The sequence below is a fragment of the Streptomyces sp. NPDC096310 genome (assembly GCF_044763125.1).
Taxonomy (GTDB): Bacteria; Actinomycetota; Actinomycetes; order Streptomycetales; family Streptomycetaceae; genus Streptomyces.
This window is the reverse complement of the sequence record NZ_JBIWFO010000005.1, coordinates 241981-263826: the sequence shown is the minus strand read 5'-3', so window position 1 is coordinate 263826 and position 21846 is coordinate 241981. Positions and strand designations below refer to the sequence as shown.

The following is a 21846-nucleotide window of genomic DNA, read 5'->3' as shown; positions in this document are numbered from 1 at the left end:
CGTACGGGGGTCAGCCTCGGCGGCCGGGGAGCATGGCCAGCGCCTGGGAGCGCTGTGCCACGAGGTCGTCGTACGTGCCGTCCCGCTCGGCCCAGCGGTGCATGAGGACCCGCTCGACCAGGATCTCGTCAGGGGTGGGGTTCTGGGAGAGCAACCCCATGACCTCGGTGGCGAAGTCGTCGAGCGGCAGCGCGTGCGGGTTCACCTTCTCCTGCCCTGCCGTGGCGACGGCCGGCGGAACGAGTTCGACGACACCGACGCCGGTGCCGGCGAGCTGCGCCCGCAGCGCCTCGGAGTAGGCGTGCACCGCGGCTTTCGAGGCGGCGTAGGTGGGCATGGGCGGGAACGGCAGGAAGGCGATACCCGAGGTGACGGTGACGAAAGTGCCGGCGCCGCGCCGGACCAGGTGTGGGGTGAAGGCGTCGATGACCCGGATGGTGCCGACCAGATTGGTGTCGATCGTCGTCCGCGCCGCCTCGAAGTGCCCCGCGGGGTCGCGCAGGTCCTCCAGGAGCATGACACCCGACATGGTCACCACGGTGTCCAGCCCGGGGTACCGGGCGAGTACGGCGTCGCGGGCACGTGTGACGGAGGCGCCGTCGGTGACATCGATGCCGAATGTGCCGATGCCTTCGTCGGAGAGTTCGGAGAGTTCGGAGAGTTCGGAGGGGTCGGAGGGGTCGGCGAGCGCCTGTGCGCTGCGACCTCCGACGGCCACGGTGCTGCCCGCCGCGGCGAACCGCCGGGCCAGTTCCCGGCCGATGCCGGACGTTCCACCGACGATGAGAACGGTGCGGTTGGAGAGATCCATGAGGTCTTCCCTTCAGCTCGGGGCGCCGACGGCGTTCAGCCCGTGGCGCCGGTCAACGATGATCTCTGTCCTTCTCGAACAGCGATGCCACGAACAGCGATGCCACAAGTCTTGACGGAAACTGCCGGGTGTGGCAGGGCCCCCGTCTTCCCTGGTCCTGACAGGGCCCCCGCTGAGCGGGGCGTACCGCATTACCGTGGCGGTATGAAGGACGAGGAATCCGACCACCGGCTCGGCGGCTACCTCCGCGCCCGGCGTGAGCTGGTCTCCCCGGAGCAGGCGGGGCTCCCGCCCGGCGCCAACCGCCGCGTACCCGGCCTGCGCCGTGAGGAGGTCGCCCTGCTCGCCGGCATCAGCGCCGATTACTACCTGCGCCTGGAGCGGGGCCGCGACAAGAACCCTTCGCCGCAGGTCCTCGAATCACTCGCGCGTGTCCTGCGCCTCGACGACGTCGAGCGGACGTATCTGCTCGGCCTCGCGGCGGCACGCCCCAGGGCACCGCGCCGCAAGCGCCCCGAACACGTACCGGCACGGGTGCACCAGCTCCTCGCCCATCTGGGGATTCCCGCGTTCGTCGAGGGCCGCGCCTTCGACGTCCTCGCCTCCAACGCCATGGCCGTCGCGCTCTCCCCGCGCTTGCGGCCCGGCCAGAACCGGCTCCGTTCCTTCTTCCTCGACCCCGAGGAACAAGCCTTCCACGAGGACTGGGCGAAAGGCGCCGCCGGCTTCATCGCCACACTGCGCACCACCATCGGGGACGACACCGACAACCTCCGGTTCGTCGAACTCGTCGGAGAGCTCGCGCTGTCCAGCCAGCGGTTCCGTACCCTGTGGGCCCGGCACGACGTGCGCGGCCTCGAAGGAGGCACCACCACCGTCCACCACCCCGTGGTCGGTGAACTGCGTCTCCACCGGGACAAACTCCCCGTCGACGACGTCATCCTGGTCGTCTACTACCCCGACAAGGGCAGCGACAGCGACGAGAAGCTGCAACTCCTCGCCGCGCTCTCGCAGACCGAACCCACCGACACGGCACACGGCAGACCGGCCGATACCCCGCATCCGAAGACTCCCTGACGAACACCGTCCGAGGGGCGGGGGCGGTTATGGTGGGGCCGGGCGGGTTGTGCGGCCGTCCTTCCCCGAGCCGCACCTTCCCCGAGCCGCACCTCCCCGTGCGGTCGCGGCCGTCGCCGGGAGCGGGGCGGCGAGGGCGAGGGCCGTACCGACCACTGCGAGTCCCACGGCCCGGTCACGAAGGCGCCGGATCGGGGGAGCGGCTGTCTCGGACATATGAAGATGTCTCCTCGGCTGGAGCACGCGGTGGACGGGGTGTCAGTTCGACCCACAAGAGCGGGGAACCCGTCTGTTCGGTTGCCTTGTCGATGATCTGTGACACCAGTGTGCGGATCCGCGATGTCCGTGACCGCCCGCGCCTGGACGCCCCCGCGCATTCCGACGCCGACCGTGCCTCAGGGGGCGGAGCGCTCGGTTTCCCGGGCGGGCAGGCGGGGCCAGGGCCTGCCGGTGAGTCGTTCGATGTCCGTGTTGAACTGCTGGAGGTCGTCGAGGAAGCGGCTGAGGCGTTCGGAGGGCCAGTCCGTGACCACGTCGGCCAGTCCCTTGACGACGCGGTCCCGGTCGGCGGCGACACGGTCCCTGCCGTGCTCGGTGATACGGAACTTACGGGCCACACCTCCGGCGGGGTCCAGCATGCGTTCGACCAGTCCGTCCTTGAGCAGGGCGGCGGTCTGCCGGGTGAAGGTGGAGGCGGCCAGTCCGAAGGCGTCGACGAAGTCGGCGACGGACATGGGGCCCTGCGTTTCGAGCCGGTTCAGCAGCACGTAGGCGCTGCGGTCGAGGGCGTCGCCGCCGTGCAGACGGCGGGGCGCCGTCATCTCGCGGTGCCGCGTGAGGATCAGCAGCTCCCGTTCGAGGCGCTCCCCGGCCTGTTCGGCATCCATGTCAACCGCCTTCGACTTCCGTAGGGACGCGTCCACAATACGCCACGAAGTGCACCATGCATTCCGCATGCATGCTGCACTTGTTGTGCATTATGCATTGCATGTGTAGCGTGCATTTTTATGAAGGCTTCCGCACCCGCGGCGCGCTCCGGCGCGGTCGTCGCCACCCTGGCCGCGGCGGGCATCGTGGCGTCCCTGATGGGGACGCTGATGATCCCGCTGATCGGTGAACTCCCGGGGCTGCTGCACACGTCCGCCTCCAGCGCCTCGTGGGTGATCACGGCGCCCCTGCTCACGGGGGCCGTCGCGACCCCGGTCTTCGGGCGCCTGGGCGACCTCTACGGCAAGCGCCGTCTGCTGCTGATCTGTGTGGCCCTGCTCGTCGCCGGGTCCCTGGTCTGTGCCCTGACCAGCTCCCTGATCCCCATGGTGGCGGGGCGGGCCGTGCAGGGCATCGGCATGGGCATCGTCCCGCTCGGGATCAGCACCATGCGCGATGTCGTGGCGCCCGAGCGGGTGGGCACGGCGGTGGCGCTCATGAGCGCGTCTCTGGGGATCGGCGGCGCGCTCGGACTGCCCCTGTCGGCGGCTGTCGCCCAGAACTTCGACTGGCACGCGCTGTTCTGGGGGTCGGCCGCCGTCAGCGCCCTGACCGGCCTCGCCGTCGCACGCCAGGTGCCGTACGTACCACCGGCCGCGCGCGGCCGTTTCGACATGCCGGGCGCACTCGGGCTCGCCGTCGGCCTCGTCTGCCTGCTGCTCGCCGTGTCCAAGGGCGCCACATGGGGCTGGACCAGTGCGACGACCGGGGGTTTGTTCGCGGCGGCCGTCGTCGTCCTCCTCGGCTGGGGACGGTTCGAACTGCGTACCGCCGACCCGCTGGTCGACCTGCGGGCCACGGCCCGTCGCCGAGTCCTGCTGACCAACCTGGCCTCGATCATGATCGGCTTCGCGATGTTCGCGCAGTCCCTCGTCGCGCCCCAGCTTCTGCAACTGCCCACGTCGCTCGGTTACGGCCTGGGCCGGTCCATGCTCGCGGCCGGACTGTGGATGATGCCCACCGGGCTTGTCATGATGGCCTTCTCCCCGCTCGGCGCCAAGCTGTCCGCCCGCTCGGGACCGCGGACCTCGCTGCTGACCGGGGCCCTGGTCGTCGCCTTCGGTTACGCCCTCGCGCCGCCCCTGATGGGCTCGGTCCCCGGCGTCGTGATCTTCGGTTGCGTCGTCAGTGTCGGTGTGGCCTTCGCATACGGTGCGATGCCCGCGCTCATCATGGCGAGCGTGCCCCGCTCCGAGACCGCGGCGGCCAACGGTTTCAACGCCCTGATGCGTTCCGTCGGGCTCTCGGTGTCCAGTGCCGTCACCGGTGTCGTCCTGGCCCGGATGAGCCATGACGTCGGCGGCCACGCCGTGCCCACGCAGGACGGCTTCCGTGCCGCCGTCCTCATCGGCGGCGGTGTCGCCCTGGCCGCGGCCCTCCTGACGCTCGCCATACCCCGCGACGCCCCGACTCCCGCCGGTCCGCCGCCTGCGGAGCCCGGCGCGAGCGGCCCCGTACACCCGCCCGGTCACGCCGACCGTGCGAGCGGAAAGGAGGGACCACCCGCAGGACCGAGCCGGACGACGGCATAGGCCGTCCGGCGGCGAGAACACCACCGTTGACGAGGGAGCTCCCCCATGAGCCAGAGCCAGAGCGAACCGACCGTGCGCTACCCCCTGCCCGTCGACGGAGCGCTGGAGGCGCCCGCCGACTGGGACCGTCTGCGCCGGCAATGCCCGGTCGCCGGCGTCGAGTTGCCCAGCGGCGACAGCGCGACGCTCCTCACCCGGCATCAGGATGTCAAAGCCCTGCTGGCCGACGCCCGCTTCGTCCGCCCCACCGCCGCCGACAACGCGGCCCGTCTCTCCTCCGAGGGAGGAGGCGGGGCCGCGGTCACCAACGGCGACAGCGCCCTCTCCCTGCCCACCAAGGGCGAACCGCACCAGCGGTGGCGGCGCCGGGTCAGCAAGTGGTTCACCGCCAAGCGCATGACAGCGCTGCGGCCCGGGATGACCGCCACGGCCGACCAGCTCATCGACGACATGGTCGCGCACGGCCACCCCGCCGACCTCAAGGCACACGTGGGTTTCCTCCTGCCCGTGTACGTCATCTGCGACATGCTCGGTGTGCCCGCCGCCGACCGGGACCGCTTCTCCCACTGGTCCGACGCGATGCTCAGCATCACCCGCTTCTCCCAGGCGGAGATCGAGACCGCGCACACCGAATTCGTCCGGTACATGTCCGAGCACATCACCGCCAAGCGGCAGAGCCCGGCCGACGATCTGCTCAGCATGATGATCAAGGAGAGCGAGGGGGAGGGAGAGGGGCTCTCCGACTCCGAACTCGTGGCCACCGGCATGGGCCTGCTGGTCGCCGGACACGAGACCACCGCCAACATGATCGGCAAAATGCTGGCCATGCTGCTGGCGGACCGCAGCCGCTGGGAACAACTCCTGGCCGACCCCGCGCTCGTACGTACCGCCGTCGAAGAAGCGCTCCGCTTCGACACCAACCTCGGCTTCGGCCTCCGGCGTTACCTCAGCGAGGACTACGAGGTCGGCGGAGAGACGGTCCCGCGGGGCACCACCGTGATCTGCAGCATGCCGGCGGCCAACCGGGACGCGGACGTCTTCGACGACGCCGAGGAGATGAACCTCGCCCGCACCCCCAACCCCCACCTGATCTTCGGCGCCGGCCCGCACTCCTGTCTCGGGCAGGCGCTGGCCCGTACCGAACTCCAGGTCGTCCTGGAGGCGCTGCTGCGCAAACTGCCCACCCTCGAACTGGCAGTGCCCACCGAGGAGTTGGAGCGGGTGGAGGGGCTCCTGGTGGGCGGGCTGCGCCAGGTGCCCGTCCGCTGGTGACCCACCGGCCCACCACCACCGTCGAAGAAAAAGGGAGCCCTCGTGAAGATCACCGTCGATGAGGACAAGTGCTGCGGCGCCGGACAGTGTGTGCTCGTCGCCCCGGAGGTGTTCGACCAGCGGGACGACGACGGAGTCGTCATCCTCCTCACCCCCGAACCCGACCCGGTGGAGCACGCCGCGGTCCGCGAAGCCGCCGCCGTATGCCCGGCCGCCGCGATCGCCGTCAGCGACGGGACGTGAGCACCGCACCCTCCGTCGGGCGGAATACTCCGGTGGTATGAGCGAACGAGGAATGCAGGAGCTGGCGCTGCTGCTGCTGACGGCGCTGGCGAACGCCCCTCGGCACGGGTACGCCGCGGCCCAGGAGGTCAAGGCCATCACCGACGGGCGGGTGACACCGCGCACCGGGGCCCTCTACGGGGCACTGGACCGACTGCTGGCGGAGGGTCTGATCCAGGTGGAGCGTGAGGAGGTGGTGGACGGCCGGGCCCGTCGTGTCTTCGCCCTCGCCCCCGCCGGACGCGAGCGGCTGGAGGCGGAGGCGGAGCGGCTGGCCGCCACCGCCCGGGAGGTCAGGCGGCGGCTGGCGGACGGCGCGGCGGCGCCGGCGTGAGCAAGGCCCTCGTCCGGCTGTATCCGGCCGCGTACCGGGCCGCCCACGGGCGGGAAATCCTCGCTGTGCACCGGGAGATGACGGCGGACCTGTCGCGTCAGGCCCGGCTGCGCGCGGACGCCGACCTGGCCGCGCACGCCCTGCGGGTTCGGCTGGGTCTCGACCCGGCGTCGCCCGCGGGGCGCTTCTTCGCCCTGGCCGCGCCGTTCGCGCTGGCGGCCGCCGCGGTGGACAGCGGTCTGTCTCTGACACGCTGGTACGCCGGGCTCGTGCTCTCACCGGCCCCGGTACGGATCCAGCTCGCCACCATGCACGGTCCGTGGATCTGCCGTTCATCCTGTCCCACCCCGCGGCGGTGCTGCCGCTGATGCGCCGTCCCTTCGTACCGGCGGCTCTGGTCGCGGGCGCCATGGCGCCCGACGTTCCGTACTTCCTGGCCGCCCTCGGCGTCGCCGAGACCAGCGCCCAGGACTGGTACGGGCCCCTCCTCAACGCCACGCGGAGCCACACGCCCGGCGCGGGCACACTGGTCGCCCTGGCCTGGGCCCTCGGTCTGGTCGCCGCCGGCCGGCTGCTGCGCGCGCCGCTCGCCGCCCTGCTCCCGGCCGGCCTCCGCCTGGCGGAGGCCGAGCGGACGAACGGCGCGCGGGCCAGGGCCCGGTACACCCTGTGGCTGCTGGTCTCCGCCCTGATCGGAATCGCCTCCCACGTGGCGTGGGACTCCTTCACCCATGGCGACGGCCTCCTGGTCACCCATGTGCCGGCGCTGCGCGCCCCGGTCGTGGGCGGACTGACCGCCGCCCGGCTGCTCCAGTACGCGAGCACCGCCTTCGGGCTGGCGGCCCTCGGCCGGCACCTCTGGCGGCGCCGGGGTCGTCCGCGGGCCCACGGCGACGACAACGGCGCCGTAGCCCGCCCGCGTTCCGTCGTGTGATGGGGTGTGGTGTCTCTGCTGATCGCGGCGCCCCTGCTGAGCGGCGCCGTCCACGCCCGTGAGGACTTCCACGCCCACCGTCAGGTGACCGAGGTGGACTACAGCCGGCCGGCCACCGTCGACCTGGGTGACGGCGCGAGCGAGACCAGCTATCCCTCCAGGACGGTCCCGGCTCCGTGGGGGACCCTCGCCGAAGGCGTGCTCACCGGTGCCGCCAAGAGAGCGGGTGCCTCGTTCGCGGTCGTCCTGCTCGTGCACTCCGTCCTGTGGCAGATCGGCGCCGTCCCGCGCCGACCGACGACGGGGCCGGCCGGTGTTTCATTCCCCGAGGAGCGGAAAGCCGACGCGGACACCCTTCCCACGAAAGGAGACACGCGATGAGCACGATCACCGAATCCGTGGACGTCGAGGTCCCGGTCCGTACCGCGTACAACCAGTGGACACAATTCGAGGAATTCCCGAGTTTCATGGAGGGGGTGGAGCAGGTCACCCAGCTCGACGGCCGCCACAATCACTGGGTCATGAGTGTCTCGGGTGCCCGCAGGGAGTTCGACACGGAAATCGTCGATCAACTCCCGGACGAGCGCGTCGCCTGGCGCACCGTCTCCGGAGAGGTGAAGCAGGAGGGCGTCGTCACCTTCGAGGAGTTGGACGACACCCGCACGCGGGTCCATCTCGCAATGATCGTCGAGCCCTCCGGCCTCGCGGAGAAGGCCGCCGACGCGGTCGGCATCATCGACCGCCGGGCCAAGGGCGACCTGCGGCGCTTCAAGCATTTCATCGAGGGGCGCGGCGGCGAGAGCGGTGCCTGGCGTGGCCATATCCCTCCGGTATGACCGGACCCCACGGTCCTGATCCGGCAGGGGAGACCCCGGCCGTGTAGGGCCGGGAATGCGGGGAACCCGAATATCAGGAGGTACTGATATGGTCCCGCTGCTTTTGGTTTTGCTTCTCGCTCTGGTTCTTTTCGGGGCGGGGTTCGCGGTGAAGGTTCTCTGGTGGATCGCCCTGATCGTACTGGTCCTGTGGCTGCTCGGATTTGTCGCACGCGGCGCCGGACCCGCCGGGGGCAGGTCACGCTGGTACCGGTGGTAGCCGTATCACCGGAGGAAGACACAGAACATTCGGAACCACACGGAACACTGAAGACGGCGAAGGGGCGGCGGAGACTCTCCGCCGCCCCTTCGCCGTTCCGGCACCTCCGGTCGTGAGGGCCCGCGCCTCGCACGGACCTGGAGGGGGGCGGGCGCCGGGAGGCCGACGCCGGGAACAACCTCCCGGAGTACGGACGGGGAAGCGGGGTACTCGCCCCTCGGCCGTACCTGCCTCCGGCCCACGACGAAGGGATTCCGTCTCATGCTCATGGCCCACCCCGCGGTGTTGCGCGACCTCATCGAGCAGTACGAGGCGTTGACGGTGCTGCAGGCAGAACAGGGCGGCGCGGAGGCTCGCCTGCGGATGGAGAACGTCGCCTACACGCTGTGCGTGGCGACGGGAACACGGGACGTGGACGCCGCGCTGATCGCGGCCCGGTTCCGGCTGCCGGGAGCGCGCGTGGAGGACGATTCCGTCCTCACTCCCTGACCGCGAAACGCGCTGAGTCCCGGGCCATGTCGTCGTACTCGCCGGGGGCGGGGGTAGAGGGCCGGTGGAACGCCCTTCCGAAGGACGTCATTTGGCAATTTCGGGGTTTGCCGACGCTCGGCTTATGATCTTGGTCATGACTTCGCAAACCGCCGAGAAGAGCCCGTCCCGTAAGCAGAAGCTCCAGGAGAAGCAGCGTCGCCAGCTAGCGGTGGTGGACACCGTCGACAAGGCCGAGGCCAAACTGCGCAAGGCCGAGGCGGAGCTGGCCGAGGCCGTGGCGGAAGCAGTCGAGGTCTTCGGCGGCGAACTGGAGGCCTCCGACGAACTCGAACTGTCGGTCGAGGCGATCCGTCACTTCCTCGACATCGCCGAGGGCGGCGCGGACGGCGATGATTCCGAGGACGCCGGGGAGGGCGCCGAGAGCGCTTCGGCCGGCAACTCGGCCAGGGCCGGGGCGAAGAGCAAGGCGGAGCCGAAGGCCGACGCCTCGGCCGCCGCTCAGGAGGAGGAGCGGGAGCAGGAACCCGCGATCGCCTAGGCTTGTCGTTCGGGTCTTGCTGGGCTCAGCCGGATCCAAACGAAAAACCCTGGTCCCGAGCCCGCGATCCCTTGATCACGGACCCGGGGGCCGCCTGGAAACGGAGCCGGTCGACGTGCACCCGTCGGCCGGCTTTCCCGTGCCCGGGCCAGGAGCGTACCCGCGCCTACTCCGCCGCGACGCCGCTCACGACGACGTACCGGCCCCGCACCGTCGTCCCGTCCGGGAGGCTCCACCCCGCGGTGACATGCCCGAGGGGTTCGGGCGCGCCGGCGGGGGTGTCCTGGTCGGCCAGAAGCGTCCGGTTGACGCGGAGGGTCAGCAGCCGGCCCGGTTCGTCGCCGGAGGCCGCGTCCGGCGCACCGGCGGGAGCCGTCCGTACGAGGAGATCGGTGCCGTCCGGCCCGTCACTCGCCGTCAGGGACGCGAACGCTCCCGTACGGCCGGCCGCCGCGAAGTGGCTGACGACGGACGGGTCAGGGGTGTCGCTGAGGCTCTGGGCCTGCGGCTCCGCGGCGCCGTCGAGCAGGGCGAGGAGCTGCGCGACGAGCACCGGGTCATGGACCCCGTCGTAGATCCAGCGCCGTCCCAGCACCCCGTGTTCGCTGGTCCCGACGAGCGCGTCGTCGGCCCCGTCGAGCGGCGCTCCCCGGTAGCTGAGCGGCACGTGGTACGTGAGCGGCCGGTCGCCCGACACATCGGTGACCGCCATGAACTCCATCCCCACCTCCCCCCGCGGATCGTCGAGCCGGAACCCACCATCGCGGCTCAGCTCCGGGACGCGCTCCCCACCGCGGAACCAGGGCCGCGTGGGAAGCCAGGAGCCGAGCAGCTCCAGCTTGGTGGGGGTCAGTGTGGTGCGGTGGACAACTGCCATGCGTCTGGACACCTTTCGCGTGTGCCACGTTCCGTGCCGGGGGCCGTGGGCCGTGGCCCGGTCGGTGCCATCCTGTCACCGGACTGCCCGCCGCGCACCGCTCTGACGTGCGACAACACCCTTCCTCTTCTCTTCTTCGTTGCGCGGCCCCCGATGGATTGGTCCGGCCGAAATTTATTTTGAGGAGGTCCGATCCGGCTACGACCCAGCCCTGCCATGGCTTCTTGCCCTCAGTGGGCTCCCGGCGCCCCGAAGTGCCGTGAACGAGACCGAACAAGACCGGGATCGCGCACGTAAGCACGTACAGCAAGCCGGAACGGCCCTGATGACGGATGAAGGACGGACTCGATGACCGCAATCACCAGAAGCGGGCGTACGTGGCGAGGACGCGGGAGCGTCGCGCTGCTCGCCTGTGGTGCGCTGGCCGCCGGCGGGGTCACCGCCACCGGCGTGGCCGCGCTGGTGCCACAGACCGCACACGCCTCCAGCCACCGCGAAGCGCCCCTGATCTCCGGGCAGCCCCAGTTCGACAACACGGACCTCTACGCGTTCGTCAGCCCGGACCACCCCGACACGACGACCATCGTCGCCAACGTCCTCCCCTTCCAGGAACCGGCGGGCGGACCGAACTTCTTCACGTTCGCCACCGACGCCCGCTACGAGATCCACATCGACAGCAACGGGGACGCCCAGGACGACCTCCTCTACCGGTTCACGTTCAAGGACCACCGCAAGAACGAGAACACCTTCCTCTACAACACCGGTGTCGTGGGGAGCCTGGACTCCCCGGAGCTCAACTTCACGCAGACCTACGACATAGAACTGCTGCGACTGGAGCACAAGAAGGTCGTCTCCCACCACAAGGTCGCCGAGAACCTGCCGGTCGCCCCGTCGAACGTCGGCAAGGCGTCGATGCCCGACTACCAGAAGCTCCGCGACCAGGCGGTGACGAAGGTCGCCGGCGGGATCAAGGCCTTCGCCGGCCAGGCCGACGACCCGTTCTTCGCCGATCTGCGGGTCTTCGACCTGCTGTACGGCGGTGACCTGTCGGAGGTCGGCAACGACACCCTCAAGGGCTACAACGTCAACTCGATCGCTCTCCAGGTCCCGAACTCCTACCTCCGCGAGTCGGAGGAGCAGCCGATCGTCGGCATCTACTCGACCACCGAGCGCCAGAACGCCTCGGGGGAGTGGACCCGGGTGTCGCGGCTCGGCATGCCGCTGGTCAACGAGGTCGTCAACCCGGTCAAGGACAAGGACAAGTTCAACGCCTCCTCGCCGGAGGACGACGGCGACTTCCTGAAGAACGTCACCGAGCCGGAGCTGCCCAAGCTCATCGAGGCGATCTACGACATCAAGGCCCCGGCGGAGCCGCGCGACGACCTCGTCTCGGTCTTCCTCACCGGTGTGAAGGACCTCAACCAGCCGCCGAAGGTCACCCCCTCGGAGATGCTGCGCCTCAACACCTCGATCAAGCCGGTCGCGAAGCCGAAGCGGCTGGGTGTGCTGGACGGTGACAACGCGGGCTTCCCCAACGGGCGCCGGCTGACGGACGATGTGCTGGACATCGCGCTCCAGGTCGTCGAGGGCGAACTCGTCGGCGCGAAGAACGACTTGGGTGACGCGGTCGACGCCAACGACAAGGAGTTCGACAAGAACTTCCCGTACGTCGGGCTCCCCAAGGCCGGTTCCGACGTCGACGCCACCGACGTGGCCACCAAGGGCGCGGCGACCGGGCTGACCGGCGGTATGTCCTCGCTCACCGCGTCGTGGTCCACCACCACGGTGATGCTCGTCTCCGCCGGAGCGGGCGCCGTCGTCGCCCTGCTGATCGGCCTCGGCGCGACATGGATACGGGCTCGCCGCTCACGCCCGTCCTGGGTCGGCTGACGCCGGCTCCGGTACGGAGAGCGGGGCTTGACCGGCCCCTGTGACCGGCCCGGCGGCGTCATCCGTCCCCCACGGGTTCCGCCGGGCCACCACCACCGTGAACCACTGCCACCGCGACCCACCACCACCGCGACCCACCACCACTACCACCGTGAACCACCGCCACCGCGACCCACCACCACCGCGACCCACCCACCACCCCCACCGAGAGATCCGAGGAAGGCGAGAGCGATGCTCGTACGGAAGCCGCAGTTCGCGCGACGGCGTGCGCGCGAGGGCGAGGTCGGGGCCGAGGGGGAGCGGACGACCACGGACACGGGACGCCGACGCCACATCCTCACCGTCACGGCCGCCGCCCTGGTGCTCACCGCGACCTCGGTGGCGTTCGGCGCGGTCGGCGAGGAGGACCGGAGCGTACGGAGCGCCCCCGCACTCGCGGCGAGCGCCCCCGTCGAACGGCTCACCTCGGGGGACCTCGCCCAGGGCATCGACTCCCTCCAGAAACACCTCAAGGCGCAGCCCAAGGACGCCACCGGCTGGGCGACCCTGGGCGCGGCCTATGTCGAACAGGCCAGGACCAGCGGCGATCCCACGCGCTACCCGCAGGCGGAGAAGGCGTTCGGACGCTCCCTCGCGCTGCGCCCCGCCGACGAGAACGACGCCGCACTCGCCGGGCGTTCGGCGCTGGCCGCCGCACGGCACGACTTCCCCGCCGCGCTGAACCAGGCGGACCGGGCGCTGCGCGTCAACCCGTACAGCGAACGCGCGCTCTCCACCCGGGTCGACGCGCTGGTCGAACTCGGCCGCTACGACGAGGCGTCGAAGGCCGTGGAACTCGCCGACCGACGCCGTCCCGGCCTCCCCGTCTTCACCCGGTACGCGTACGTACGGGAACTGCGCGGCGACGTCAAGGGCGCGCGCGAGGTGCTGCTGCGGGCGCTGAACTCGGCCTCCAGCACCGCCGACGTCGCGTACGTCGCCACCACGCTCGGCCAACTCGCCTGGAGCCAGGGGCAGTACGCCGACGCGCTGGACCACTACGCGACCGCGCTGCGCGCCGACCCGCGGTATGTGCCCGCGCTGGAGGGGCGCGGCCGGACCCGTGCCGCGCAGGGCAGGACCGAGGAGGCGCGCAGCGATCTCGAAGAGGTCGTACGCCGCTACCCCCTGCCGGGCCAGCTCGCCGCGCTCGGCGAGCTGTACGAGGCGTCCGGGCAGCGTGAGAAGGCCGAGGAACAGTACGAACTCATCGGCACCTGGACCAGGTTGGCCCGCGCCAACGGGGTCGCCACCGACCTGGAGTCCGCGCTCGTCGAGGCCGACCACGGCGACGCCGGACAGGCGCTCGAAGCGGCGCGCGCCGAGTGGTCCCGCCGCGAGAGCGTCCACACCGCGGACGCGCTCGCCTGGGCGCTCCACGCGGACGGCAAGGACCGCGAGGCGCTGACGTACGCGAAGAAGGCGACCGCCGCGTCGCCCGGCTACCGCAACGCCTCGTTCCTCCACCACCGCGGCATGATCGAGCGGGCCCTCGGTGACGACAAGGCCGCGCGCCGCTCCCTGACCGCCGCGCTCGACCTGAACCCGGGCTTCTCGCCCACCGGCGCGCGCGAGGCCACCGCCGCGCTGTCCGCGCTCACCGGATCCGGACCCCGGGAGGACTCATGACGGGACGGCGTACGAGCGGGCGGCGGGTACGGCGGCGTACCACCGCCACCGCGCTCGCCACCCTCGCGGCGGGCGCGGCGCTCGCGCTGCTGCCCGCCCAGGCCGCGCAGGCGCACCCGCTCGGGAACTTCACCGTCAGCCAGTACGACGGGCTGGTCGTCGCCCCGGGCACCCTGCGCGTGGACCATGTGGAGGACCTGGCGGAGATCCCGGCCGCGCAGGAACGCGGTCGCATCGACACCGACGGGAACGACGAGCTGGACACCGCCGAACTCGCCGCGTGGGCCGCGGAGCGGTGTGCCACGGCCGCCTCCGGCGCCCGGCTGCGGGTGGGGGAGGGCGGCGGAGCGCCCGCCCCCGTCACGGCGGGCGCCGCGAAGGCGCGGGAGCACCCGGGGCAGGCGGGGCTGCGGACGCTCCGTGTGACCTGCGCGCTGACGGCGCCGCTGCCGGACGACGCTCCGCAGCGGATCGCGTACCACCCGGCGGGCGTCGCGACCGGTGCCGGCTGGCGGGAGATCACCGCGCGGGGCGACCGGATGACGCTCACGGAGTCGGAGGACCTGCCGCGTGACTCCGTATCGCGGCGGCTGACCTCGTACCCGGGCGATCTGCTCTCCTCACCGCCCGATGACAGGTCGGCCGCTTTCACGGTCCGGGCGGGAGGCCCCGCGCTGTCCGGGGGCGAGGACGACAAGGGCGGTTCCCCGGTGGCCGGGGTGCTGCCGCGTGGGGCCGACCGCTGGGCGCAGGCGCTCACCGGGCTGGTGGCCCGGCATGAACTGACCGTCGGCTTCGCGGCGTTCGCGCTCGGGGTGTCCCTGCTGCTGGGCGCCATGCACGCACTGGCCCCGGGGCACGGGAAGACGATGATGGCCGCCGCGGCGACGGCGGGCGGACGCAGCTCCCTGCGCGATGTGCTGGCCCTCGGGTTCTCGGTGACCATGACGCACACGCTCGGTGTCTTCGCGCTGGGCGCGCTGATCGTGGCGGGTTCGGCGGCCGCGCCCACGGTGGTGTTCTGGCTCTCCCTCGCGAGCGGCGCGCTGGTCGCCGTCGCGGGCGCGCTGCTGCTGCGCAGGGCATGGCGACACCGGCGCGGCGAGCGGGGAGACCCGCACGGCCACAGCCACGGGCACTCCCACGGCCACACCCACGGGCACTCCCACCTCCACCCGCCGCACGGGACGGCACACGGGGCGGCCGACGAGGCGCGGGAGCCCGTACTCGCGTCGGGACACCGGCACGAGCACGCACCCGACCACACACACGGCCACGACCACGACCGGGCGCCGGCCACGGGCGGGGTGGCCACGCTCACGGCGGAGCGCAAGGACCACGCGCACGATCACGGACACACGCACGACCACGGACACAGCCACGGTCATGACGAGGCCGACGCCCACGCCGAGGCCCACGCGCTCGCCTACGCCCGCAGTCACCTCCCGCCCGCCCCCGGACTACGCGGGATCGTCCTCCTCGGCTTCGCGGGCGGACTGGTCCCGAGCCCGTCCGCCGTCGTCGTGCTGGTGGGCGCGGCGGCCCTCGGGCAGGCGTGGTTCGGGTTCCTGCTGGTGATCGCGTACGGGGCGGGGCTCGCCGTCACCCTCGCGGGGGCCGGGTTCGCGGTGGTACGGCTGCGCGAGACCACCACGCGCAGACTGGCCGCCCGCTCCCGGGGCCGCTTCCTGGCCCTGGCCCACCGGGCGGCCCCGTTCGCGTCGGCCGTCGTCGTTCTCGCCCTGGGCTGCGGGCTGCTGCTCCGGGGGATCCTGACCGGTCTGGGATGAGCCGCCGGGGGAGGCCGCTCAGGACCGGGCCCCGCTCAGGACCGGGCCCCGGCCAGGGACGGGGCCCGGTCGGGAACCGGCCCGGTCAGAAGAAGACTCCGCACCGCAGCAGCACATTCGCGTACGGCCGCGCCTCACCGGTCCGTACGATCAGCCGCGCGCCCGCCGACAGGGCCTTCAGCTCCTCGTGCGGGACGAATCCGAGATCCGGGAGCCGCGCCAGCAGCCTCGCCGCCTCCGGGTTCGCCTCCCGTACCTCGTGGGCGGCCGTCGCGCCCTCCACGACCAGCTCCTCCAGCAGCCCGTCCAGCACCTGGGCGAAGGACGGCACCCCGGCCACGAAGGCCAGGTCGACCACGCGGGGGCCGGCCGGGACCGGCATGCCCGCGTCGCAGATCAGCACGCCGTCGCCATGACCCAACTCCGCTGTGGCGCCCGCGAGATGACGGTTCAGGATGCCCGACTTCTTCACCGGGACACCTCCTGCGCCGATGACTCCCCGTCGTGCAGCGACGCCACCTCCGCCGCCGTCGGGAACGACACCTGGGCGCCCGCGCGGGTGACCGCCACGGCGCCCACCCGCGCGGCGTACGCGGCGGCCGCCGCCAGCTCCTCGCCCGCGCCGAGCCGCCACGCCAGCGCCGCGGTGAACGCGTCACCGGCGCCCGTGGTGTCCACGGCACGCACCCGCACGGACGGTACGAGCGTCGTCGTACGGTCGTCCGCGACCAGCGCGCCGCGCTCACCCAGGGTGATGACCACCGAGCGCGGTCCCAGCGCGAGCAACGCCCGTGCCCAGTCGGCCGGTTCGTCCGAGTCCCCGGCAGGGTCCGCCGAGGGCGCCTCCGCCGCGCCGAGCACGACCCGTGCCTCGTGCTCGTTGACGATCAGCGGGTCGCACGCCGCCAGGATCTCGGCGGGCAGTTCCACCGGAGGCGACGGGTTGAGGACGAAGCGGCTGCCCGGCGCCAGCCCCCGTACCACCTCGGTGACCGTCTCCAGCGGGATCTCCAACTGGGTGGAGACCACGCGCGAGGCGGCCAGCAGTGGCGCGGCGTCCCGTACGTCCTCGGGGGAGAGCCGGGCGTTGGCGCCCGGGGACACCACGATGCTGTTGTCCCCGGACGGGTCGACCGTGATCAGCGCGACCCCGGTGGGCGCCCCGCCGGACCGTACGCCCGCGGTGTCGACCCCGGCCGAGCGCTGCGAGTCGAGCAGCAGCCGGCCGTGCGCGTCGTCACCGACCCGCGCCAGCAGCGCCGTACGGGCGCCGAGGCGGGCGGCGGCGACGGCCTGGTTGGCGCCCTTGCCCCCCGGATGGACCGACAGGTCCGAACCGAGGACGGTCTCGCCGGGGCCGGGGCGCCGCTCGACGCCGATCACCAGGTCGGCGTTGGCCGACCCCACGACCAGCAGGTCGTAGTCGTACATCGCTGTCTCTCTCCGTTTCCTCGGGGTGCGGCGGTGCGGCGGTGCGGGGTGCGGGTCGCAGGGGTACGGGAACCACGCGGCGGTCAGGAGAAGTCGGCCACGTTCTCCGCCGTGACCACCTTCACCGGCACCTTCACCATCGCGTCGATCTTCTTGCCCGCCGCCGCCTCGATCGCGTTGCGTACGGCCAGTTTGCCCAGCTCGGCGGGTTGCTGCGCCACCGACGCGTACAGGGTGCCCGCCTTGACCGCCTTCAGTCCGTCGGGCGTGCCGTCGAAGCCGACCACCGGGACCGACGTGCCCGCCTTGCCGCCCAGCGCCTTGATCGCGCCGAGCGCCATCTCGTCGTTCTCGGCGAAGACACCGTTCACACCGGCGTGGGCCTGGAGCAGATTCGTCATCACGTCGAGGCCCTTGGTGCGGTCGAAGTCAGCGGGCTGTTTCGCGACGACCTTGATACCCGGGTATGCCTTGATGCCCTGGGCGAAGCCCGCGCCGCGCTCCCGGCTGGCCGAGGTGCCCGCCGTGCCCTGGAGGACCACGATGCGGCCCTTCCCGCCGAGCTTGTCGGCGAGGGTCCGCGCCGCCTGCTCGCCGCCCGCGACGTTGTCGGAGGCGACGAGTGTCGCGACATCCGCCTTGTTGACACCACGGTCGGCGGCGACCACCGGGATGTCCGCCTTGTTGGCGGCGCGCACCGAGGGGCCCGCCGCGTCCGAGTCGACCGGGTTGACGATCACCGAGGACATGCCCTCACTGGTGAAGTTCTGTATCTGGTTGGCCTGTTGGGAGGCGTCGTTCTGCGCGTCGGTGACGGTCAGGTCGACTCCCTTCGCCTTCGCCTCGGCCTGGGCGCCCGCCTTCAACTGCACGAAGAACGGGTTGTTGAGGGTGGAGACGGACAGGCCCAGCTTGGTCGTACCGCCGGAGGAGCCGTTGTTCCAGAAGGAGACACCGCCGATGACGGCGGCCACCAGCACCGCCGCGACCGTGTACTTCACGGCCTGCGCCTTTTTGCCCCCGGGCCCGCCCGCACCGGCCGCGCCGCCCGCGCCGCCCGTCACCGGGGTGGAACCGGCACGCCGGCGCACCGTGTCGAGCAGCACCGCGAGCGCGATGACGACACCGATGACGACCTGCTGCCAGAACGCCGACACCGACAGCAGATTGAGGCCGTTGCGCAGCACCGCGAGGATCAGCGCGCCGATCAGAGTGCCGGACGCCTTGCCGACCCCTCCCGACAGGCTGGCGCCGCCGATGACGACGGCGGCGATCGCGTCGAGTTCGTACCCCTGCGCGGCCTGCGGCTGCGCCGAGGCGAGCCGGGAGGCGAGGACGACGCCCGCGACGGCGGCGAACAGCCCGGACAGGGCGTAGACGGCGACCTTCTGACGCTTGACCCGCAGTCCGGAGAGGCGTGCCGCCTCCTCGTTGCCGCCGATCGCGTACATCGAGCGGCCGAGGTAGGTGCGGCCCAGGACCACCGCGGTGATCAGCCCCATCACGATCATCACCAGGACCGGCACGGGCAGCCAGCCGCCGAGGGTGTCACCCAGCCGCGAGACCGAGGAGGGGAAGGCGATCGGACTGCCCTGCGAGATCACCAGGGAGAGGCCGCGGCCCACCGAGAGCATCGCCAACGTGGCGATGAACGGCGGGAGTTTGCCGTACGAGACGAGCGCGCCGTTGACGAACCCGCAGGCTATGCCGGTGGCGACGGCGAGGATGACGGCCAGCCAGACCGGCACCCCCTCGGACGTCGCCGACCAGGCCAGGACGGTCGCGGAGAGTGCGGCCACCGAGCCGACCGACAGGTCGATGCCCGCCGTGACGATGACGAAGGTGACACCGAATGCGAGGATCGCGGTCACCGCGGCCTGCACACCGACGTTCAGCAGGTTCTGTGTGGTCAGGAAGTCGCCCGACAGCAGCGACATCGCCACCACCAGGACGACCAGGGCGCTCAGGGCGCCGTTGTCGAGGAGGAGACGGCGGAGCCCCGGGGCGCCACCGCCGCCTGTTGTGTTCTTCTCGCTCTGCAGCGTGTCAGTGGCCACGGGAGCCCTCCACTCCTTCTTCGTCGACTGTGGTGTCGGTTGTCGTGCTCGGTGTTGTGCTCGTGCTCGGTGTCGCACTCGCGGGCACGGTCACGGTGTCGGCCGCGGACGGCCCGGTGCTCACGGCGAGCGCCATCACCGCGTCCTGGGTGGCCTCGCCGGCGGTGAGTTCACCGGCGATCCGGCCCTGGGCCATGACCAGCACCCGGTCGCTCATGCCGAGCACCTCCGGCAGATCGCTGGAGATCATCAGCACGGCGTGGCCCGCGGCGGTGAGTTCGTTGATGAGCTGGTAGATCTCGACCTTCGCGCCGACGTCGATACCGCGCGTCGGCTCGTCCAGGATCAGCACCCGGACATCGGCCAGCAGCCACTTGCCGATGACGACCTTCTGCTGGTTCCCGCCCGACAGGGTGCCCACCCGCTGCTCAAGTCCCGCCATCCGTACGCCGAGTTGTCCGGCCATCCGGGCAGCGGCGATGTGCTGGGCCTTGCGGTCCACCAGCCCGCCACGGGTCGCGGAGCGCAGGGTGACCAGGCCCAGGTTCTCCGCCACCGAGGCGTCGAGCAGCAGGCCCTGGCCCTTGCGGTCCTCGGGCACGAGGCCGATCCCGGCGGCCATCGCCGCGCCGACGTCGTACCGAGGCAGGGGGACCCCGTCCACCCGCACGGTGCCGCTGTCGTAGTGATCGGCGCCGAAGACGGCCCGTACGACCTCGGTGCGGCCCGCGCCCACCAGCCCCGCGATGCCGACGACCTCGCCGGCCCGGACCTCGAACCCCACGTCGTGGAAGACGCCCTGGCGGGTCAGCCCGCTCACCCGGAGCAGCGCGGTGCCGGTCTCCGCGCGGCGGCGCGGGTACTGCTGCTCGATGCTGCGGCCGACCATGAGGCGTACGAGTTCGTCCTCGGGGGTCGAGGCGGGCACCTGGCCGACGCTGCGGCCGTCGCGCAGCACGGTGACCCGGTCGCCGAGCGCCGCGATCTCCTCCAGATGGTGGGTGATGAAGACGATGCCCACGCCCTCCTCGCGCAGGGTGCGCACGATCCGGAAGAGCTTCTCCACCTCCTCGGAGGTCAGCACGGCGGTCGGTTCGTCCATCACCAGCACCCGCGCGTCGAGGCTGAGGGCCTTGGCGATCTCGACCATCTGGAGCCGGGCGATGCCCAGTTCACGGACCTTGGTGTGGGGCGGAGTGGTGACACCGACGCGCTCCAGCAGGGCGGCGGCATCGTCCTCCATCCTCTTGCGGTCGATGAGGCCGAACCGGCGTGGCTGGCGCCCCAGGAAGATGTTCTCGGCCACCGTCAGATCGGGGACGAGGTTGAACTCCTGGTAGATGGTGGCGATGCCGAGCCGTTCCGCGTCCTGCGCGCCGTGGATACGTACCTCTTCCCCGCCGGCGAGGACCCTGCCGCTGTCGGGCCGGTACGCACCGGAGAGCATCTTGATGAGGGTGCTCTTGCCGGCGCCGTTCTCGCCGAGGAGGACATGCACCTCGCCGCGGCGCAGATCGAAGTCGACGCTGTCGAGCGCCACCACGCCGGGGAAGGTCTTGCGTATCCCTTCGACACGCAGCAACTCGTCCGGGTGACTCACGGGTCGCTCCTTTGCGATCGTGCTGATGGGGTTCGTTCCGGTGGGAGGGGGGCCCGCGGTTCCGGCGGTACGGGATCCGGCCGTTCCGGTGGGAGGGGGTCCGGCCGTTCCGGCGGGAAGGCCGCGCCGCACGAGCGGCGTACGACCAGCCGGGCGGGCAGCGTCACGGACGGCGGCTCGCGGCCCGCGATCCGATCCGCCAGCGCCCGAACGGCGGCCCGCCCCAGCTCGTCCGTGGGCTGCGCGATCGCGGTGATCGGCGGGTCCGTGTGCACGAACCAGGGGATGTCGTCGAAGGCGGCGAGCGCGATGTCCTCGGGGACCCGCAGCCCCCGGGCGCGGAACGCGTCGAGCGCGCCGAGCGCCATCAGGTTGTCCGCGGCGAACACCGCGTCCGGTGGCTCGGGCAGGGCGAGGAAACGCTCGGCGGCCCGGCGCCCGCTCTCGGCCTGGAAGTCGCCCTGGCCGATGTACGCGTCCGGCAGCGGCACCCCGTGCTCGGCGAGCGCCGCGCGGAACGCGTCGACACGCTCGCTGCCGGTGGTCGTGGCCGCCGGGCCCGCGATGATCGCCGGCCTGCGGTGGCCGAGCGCCAGCAGATGCCCGACCAGGTCCCGTACGGCGGCGCGCCCGTCCGCCCGGACGACCGGCACGTCCACCCCAGGGATCCACCGGTCCACGAAGACGACCGGCGTATCGGCGCGCAGCGCGTCGCCTATCAGCTTCGCCCCGCGGTCGGTGGGGGACAGCAGCAGTCCGTCGATCCGGCGGTCCAGCAGCGTACGGATGTGGTGGTCCTGCAGTTCGGGCCGCTCGTCCGCGTTCCCGATGATCACGCTGTAGCCGAGGGCCCGCGCCTCCTCCTCGACGGCCCGCGCCAGGGAGGTGAAGTACGGGTTGAGCACATCGCTGATGACCAGGCCGAGGGTGCGGGTCTCGTCGGTGCGCAGCGAGCGGGCCACGGCGTTGGGCCGGTACCCCAACGCGGCGACGGCGGCGAGCACCCGGGCGCGGGAGGCCGGGCTGACCGACGGATGGTCGTTGAGCACGCGGGAAACCGTGGCGGCGGAGACACCTGCCTGCGCCGCGACGTCCTTGATGGCCGCCATCGTCGGTCCACCTCCTTGTGGAATCGATTACACGGAGGATTGGAATCGATTTCACAGGGAGAAAGCAAGA

General features: G+C 71.7%; 23 protein-coding genes. 15 read left to right on the top strand and 8 right to left on the bottom strand.

The annotated features are described in order from the left end of the window. Window positions 1-10 precede the first annotated feature (10 nt). Complete coding sequence (locus ACIQ7D_RS14735; RefSeq protein WP_403937394.1) at window positions 11-811, bottom strand: SDR family oxidoreductase; 801 nt, start codon at window positions 809-811, stop codon at window positions 11-13. Between the two features lie 204 nt (window positions 812-1015). Here ACIQ7D_RS14735 and ACIQ7D_RS14730 point away from each other — a divergent pair, with 204 nt between their 5' ends. Further along, window positions 1016-1888, top strand: coding sequence for a helix-turn-helix transcriptional regulator (locus tag ACIQ7D_RS14730; RefSeq protein WP_403937392.1), 873 nt, complete (start codon window positions 1016-1018; stop codon window positions 1886-1888). A gap of 395 nt (window positions 1889-2283) precedes the next feature. Here the strand turns inward: ACIQ7D_RS14730 and ACIQ7D_RS14725 are convergent, their stop codons facing one another. Next, window positions 2284-2775 (bottom strand): MarR family winged helix-turn-helix transcriptional regulator, encoded by a 492-nt coding sequence (locus ACIQ7D_RS14725; protein ID WP_403937390.1) that lies wholly within the window; start codon window positions 2773-2775, stop codon window positions 2284-2286. A 120-nt stretch (window positions 2776-2895) separates the two neighbouring features. Between ACIQ7D_RS14725 and ACIQ7D_RS14720 the strand changes: the two genes are divergently transcribed. The 11 genes from ACIQ7D_RS14720 (at window position 2896) to ACIQ7D_RS14670 (ending at window position 9354) form a co-directional block, all read left to right on the top strand. Then, window positions 2896-4407: an MFS transporter gene (locus tag ACIQ7D_RS14720; RefSeq protein WP_403937388.1), complete on the top strand. Its 1512-nt coding sequence runs from the start codon at window positions 2896-2898 to the stop codon at window positions 4405-4407. A gap of 45 nt (window positions 4408-4452) precedes the next feature. Continuing rightward, on the top strand, window positions 4453-5679 hold the full coding sequence (locus tag ACIQ7D_RS14715; protein WP_403937386.1) for a cytochrome P450: 1227 nt from the start codon (window positions 4453-4455) through the stop codon (window positions 5677-5679). A 42-nt stretch (window positions 5680-5721) separates the two neighbouring features. After that, window positions 5722-5922: a ferredoxin gene (locus tag ACIQ7D_RS14710; protein ID WP_403937385.1), complete on the top strand. Its 201-nt coding sequence runs from the start codon at window positions 5722-5724 to the stop codon at window positions 5920-5922. Window positions 5923-5959: 37 nt separating this feature from the next. Further along, a complete protein-coding gene (locus tag ACIQ7D_RS14705) occupies window positions 5960-6295 on the top strand; it encodes a PadR family transcriptional regulator (RefSeq protein ID WP_385005666.1) in 336 nt (111 codons plus the stop codon). Further along, window positions 6292-6663: a hypothetical protein gene (locus ACIQ7D_RS14700; RefSeq protein ID WP_403937383.1), complete on the top strand. Its 372-nt coding sequence runs from the start codon at window positions 6292-6294 to the stop codon at window positions 6661-6663. The genes ACIQ7D_RS14705 and ACIQ7D_RS14700 overlap by 4 nt, the downstream gene beginning before the upstream one ends. Further along, a complete protein-coding gene (locus tag ACIQ7D_RS14695) occupies window positions 6615-7229 on the top strand; it encodes a DUF4184 family protein (RefSeq protein ID WP_403937381.1) in 615 nt (204 codons plus the stop codon). The genes ACIQ7D_RS14700 and ACIQ7D_RS14695 overlap by 49 nt, the downstream gene beginning before the upstream one ends. Before the next feature lie 9 nt (window positions 7230-7238). Beyond that, entirely contained in the window at window positions 7239-7610 is a 372-nt protein-coding gene (locus ACIQ7D_RS14690) for a hypothetical protein (protein WP_403937379.1), read from the top strand. Further along, window positions 7607-8065 (top strand): SRPBCC family protein, encoded by a 459-nt coding sequence (locus tag ACIQ7D_RS14685; protein ID WP_403937377.1) that lies wholly within the window; start codon window positions 7607-7609, stop codon window positions 8063-8065. The genes ACIQ7D_RS14690 and ACIQ7D_RS14685 overlap by 4 nt, the downstream gene beginning before the upstream one ends. Before the next feature lie 88 nt (window positions 8066-8153). After that, window positions 8154-8324 (top strand): hydrophobic protein, encoded by a 171-nt coding sequence (locus tag ACIQ7D_RS14680; protein WP_403937374.1) that lies wholly within the window; start codon window positions 8154-8156, stop codon window positions 8322-8324. Window positions 8325-8585: 261 nt separating this feature from the next. Then, entirely contained in the window at window positions 8586-8813 is a 228-nt protein-coding gene (locus ACIQ7D_RS14675; RefSeq protein WP_403937373.1) for a DUF5133 domain-containing protein, read from the top strand. Between the two features lie 136 nt (window positions 8814-8949). Further along, a complete protein-coding gene (locus ACIQ7D_RS14670) occupies window positions 8950-9354 on the top strand; it encodes a hypothetical protein (RefSeq protein ID WP_403937371.1) in 405 nt (134 codons plus the stop codon). A gap of 166 nt (window positions 9355-9520) precedes the next feature. Here ACIQ7D_RS14670 and ACIQ7D_RS14665 read toward each other — a convergent pair whose 3' ends face one another. Then, a complete protein-coding gene (locus ACIQ7D_RS14665; RefSeq protein ID WP_403937370.1) occupies window positions 9521-10231 on the bottom strand; it encodes a 1,4-alpha-glucan branching protein in 711 nt (236 codons plus the stop codon). A gap of 348 nt (window positions 10232-10579) precedes the next feature. On the opposite strand from ACIQ7D_RS14665, the gene ACIQ7D_RS14660 reads away from it, so the two are divergent. The 3 genes from ACIQ7D_RS14660 to ACIQ7D_RS14650 all read left to right on the top strand — a co-directional run bounded on the left by ACIQ7D_RS14660 (window position 10580) and on the right by ACIQ7D_RS14650 (window position 15579). Then, complete coding sequence (locus tag ACIQ7D_RS14660) at window positions 10580-12121, top strand: DUF4331 domain-containing protein (protein WP_403937368.1); 1542 nt, start codon at window positions 10580-10582, stop codon at window positions 12119-12121. Between the two features lie 231 nt (window positions 12122-12352). Beyond that, window positions 12353-13789 (top strand): tetratricopeptide repeat protein, encoded by a 1437-nt coding sequence (locus ACIQ7D_RS14655; RefSeq protein ID WP_403937366.1) that lies wholly within the window; start codon window positions 12353-12355, stop codon window positions 13787-13789. Then, window positions 13786-15579 (top strand): nickel transporter, encoded by a 1794-nt coding sequence (locus ACIQ7D_RS14650; protein ID WP_403937365.1) that lies wholly within the window; start codon window positions 13786-13788, stop codon window positions 15577-15579. Before ACIQ7D_RS14655 ends, ACIQ7D_RS14650 begins: the two co-directional genes overlap by 4 nt. An 85-nt stretch (window positions 15580-15664) precedes the next feature. Here the strand turns inward: ACIQ7D_RS14650 and rbsD are convergent, their stop codons facing one another. From rbsD to ACIQ7D_RS14625, 5 genes are all read right to left on the bottom strand, one after another. Continuing rightward, entirely contained in the window at window positions 15665-16051 is a 387-nt protein-coding gene (gene rbsD / locus ACIQ7D_RS14645; RefSeq protein WP_403937363.1) for a D-ribose pyranase, read from the bottom strand. Beyond that, on the bottom strand, window positions 16048-17010 hold the full coding sequence (locus tag ACIQ7D_RS14640; RefSeq protein WP_403937362.1) for a ribokinase: 963 nt from the start codon (window positions 17008-17010) through the stop codon (window positions 16048-16050). The genes rbsD and ACIQ7D_RS14640 overlap by 4 nt, the downstream gene beginning before the upstream one ends. Before the next feature lie 83 nt (window positions 17011-17093). After that, window positions 17094-19067: a substrate-binding domain-containing protein gene (locus tag ACIQ7D_RS14635; protein ID WP_403937359.1), complete on the bottom strand. Its 1974-nt coding sequence runs from the start codon at window positions 19065-19067 to the stop codon at window positions 17094-17096. After that, entirely contained in the window at window positions 19057-20667 is a 1611-nt protein-coding gene (locus ACIQ7D_RS14630) for a sugar ABC transporter ATP-binding protein (RefSeq protein WP_403937357.1), read from the bottom strand. The genes ACIQ7D_RS14635 and ACIQ7D_RS14630 overlap by 11 nt, the downstream gene beginning before the upstream one ends. Next, window positions 20664-21776: a LacI family DNA-binding transcriptional regulator gene (locus tag ACIQ7D_RS14625; RefSeq protein WP_403937355.1), complete on the bottom strand. Its 1113-nt coding sequence runs from the start codon at window positions 21774-21776 to the stop codon at window positions 20664-20666. Before ACIQ7D_RS14625 ends, ACIQ7D_RS14630 begins: the two co-directional genes overlap by 4 nt. Window positions 21777-21846: the final 70 nt, after the last annotated feature.

Bases quoted from the DNA above. Each gene is read 5' to 3' on its own strand.
- ACIQ7D_RS14720 (WP_403937388.1), top strand. From the start codon at position 2,896: ATGAAGGCTTCCGCACCCGCGGCGCGCTCCGGCGCGGTCGTCGCCACC.
- ACIQ7D_RS14655 (WP_403937366.1), top strand. From the start codon at position 12,353: ATGCTCGTACGGAAGCCGCAGTTCGCGCGACGGCGTGCGCGCGAGGGC.
- ACIQ7D_RS14650 (WP_403937365.1), top strand. From the start codon at position 13,786: ATGACGGGACGGCGTACGAGCGGGCGGCGGGTACGGCGGCGTACCACC.
- ACIQ7D_RS14730 (WP_403937392.1), top strand. From the start codon at position 1,016: ATGAAGGACGAGGAATCCGACCACCGGCTCGGCGGCTACCTCCGCGCC.
- ACIQ7D_RS14735 (WP_403937394.1), bottom strand. From the start codon at position 811: ATGGATCTCTCCAACCGCACCGTTCTCATCGTCGGTGGAACGTCCGGC.
- ACIQ7D_RS14670 (WP_403937371.1), top strand. From the start codon at position 8,950: ATGACTTCGCAAACCGCCGAGAAGAGCCCGTCCCGTAAGCAGAAGCTC.
- ACIQ7D_RS14675 (WP_403937373.1), top strand. From the start codon at position 8,586: ATGCTCATGGCCCACCCCGCGGTGTTGCGCGACCTCATCGAGCAGTAC.
- ACIQ7D_RS14640 (WP_403937362.1), bottom strand. From the start codon at position 17,010: ATGTACGACTACGACCTGCTGGTCGTGGGGTCGGCCAACGCCGACCTG.
- ACIQ7D_RS14625 (WP_403937355.1), bottom strand. From the start codon at position 21,776: ATGGCGGCCATCAAGGACGTCGCGGCGCAGGCAGGTGTCTCCGCCGCC.
- ACIQ7D_RS14725 (WP_403937390.1), bottom strand. From the start codon at position 2,775: ATGGATGCCGAACAGGCCGGGGAGCGCCTCGAACGGGAGCTGCTGATC.
- ACIQ7D_RS14660 (WP_403937368.1), top strand. From the start codon at position 10,580: ATGACCGCAATCACCAGAAGCGGGCGTACGTGGCGAGGACGCGGGAGC.
- ACIQ7D_RS14680 (WP_403937374.1), top strand. From the start codon at position 8,154: ATGGTCCCGCTGCTTTTGGTTTTGCTTCTCGCTCTGGTTCTTTTCGGG.
- ACIQ7D_RS14685 (WP_403937377.1), top strand. From the start codon at position 7,607: ATGAGCACGATCACCGAATCCGTGGACGTCGAGGTCCCGGTCCGTACC.
- ACIQ7D_RS14715 (WP_403937386.1), top strand. From the start codon at position 4,453: ATGAGCCAGAGCCAGAGCGAACCGACCGTGCGCTACCCCCTGCCCGTC.
- ACIQ7D_RS14665 (WP_403937370.1), bottom strand. From the start codon at position 10,231: ATGGCAGTTGTCCACCGCACCACACTGACCCCCACCAAGCTGGAGCTG.
- ACIQ7D_RS14705 (WP_385005666.1), top strand. From the start codon at position 5,960: ATGAGCGAACGAGGAATGCAGGAGCTGGCGCTGCTGCTGCTGACGGCG.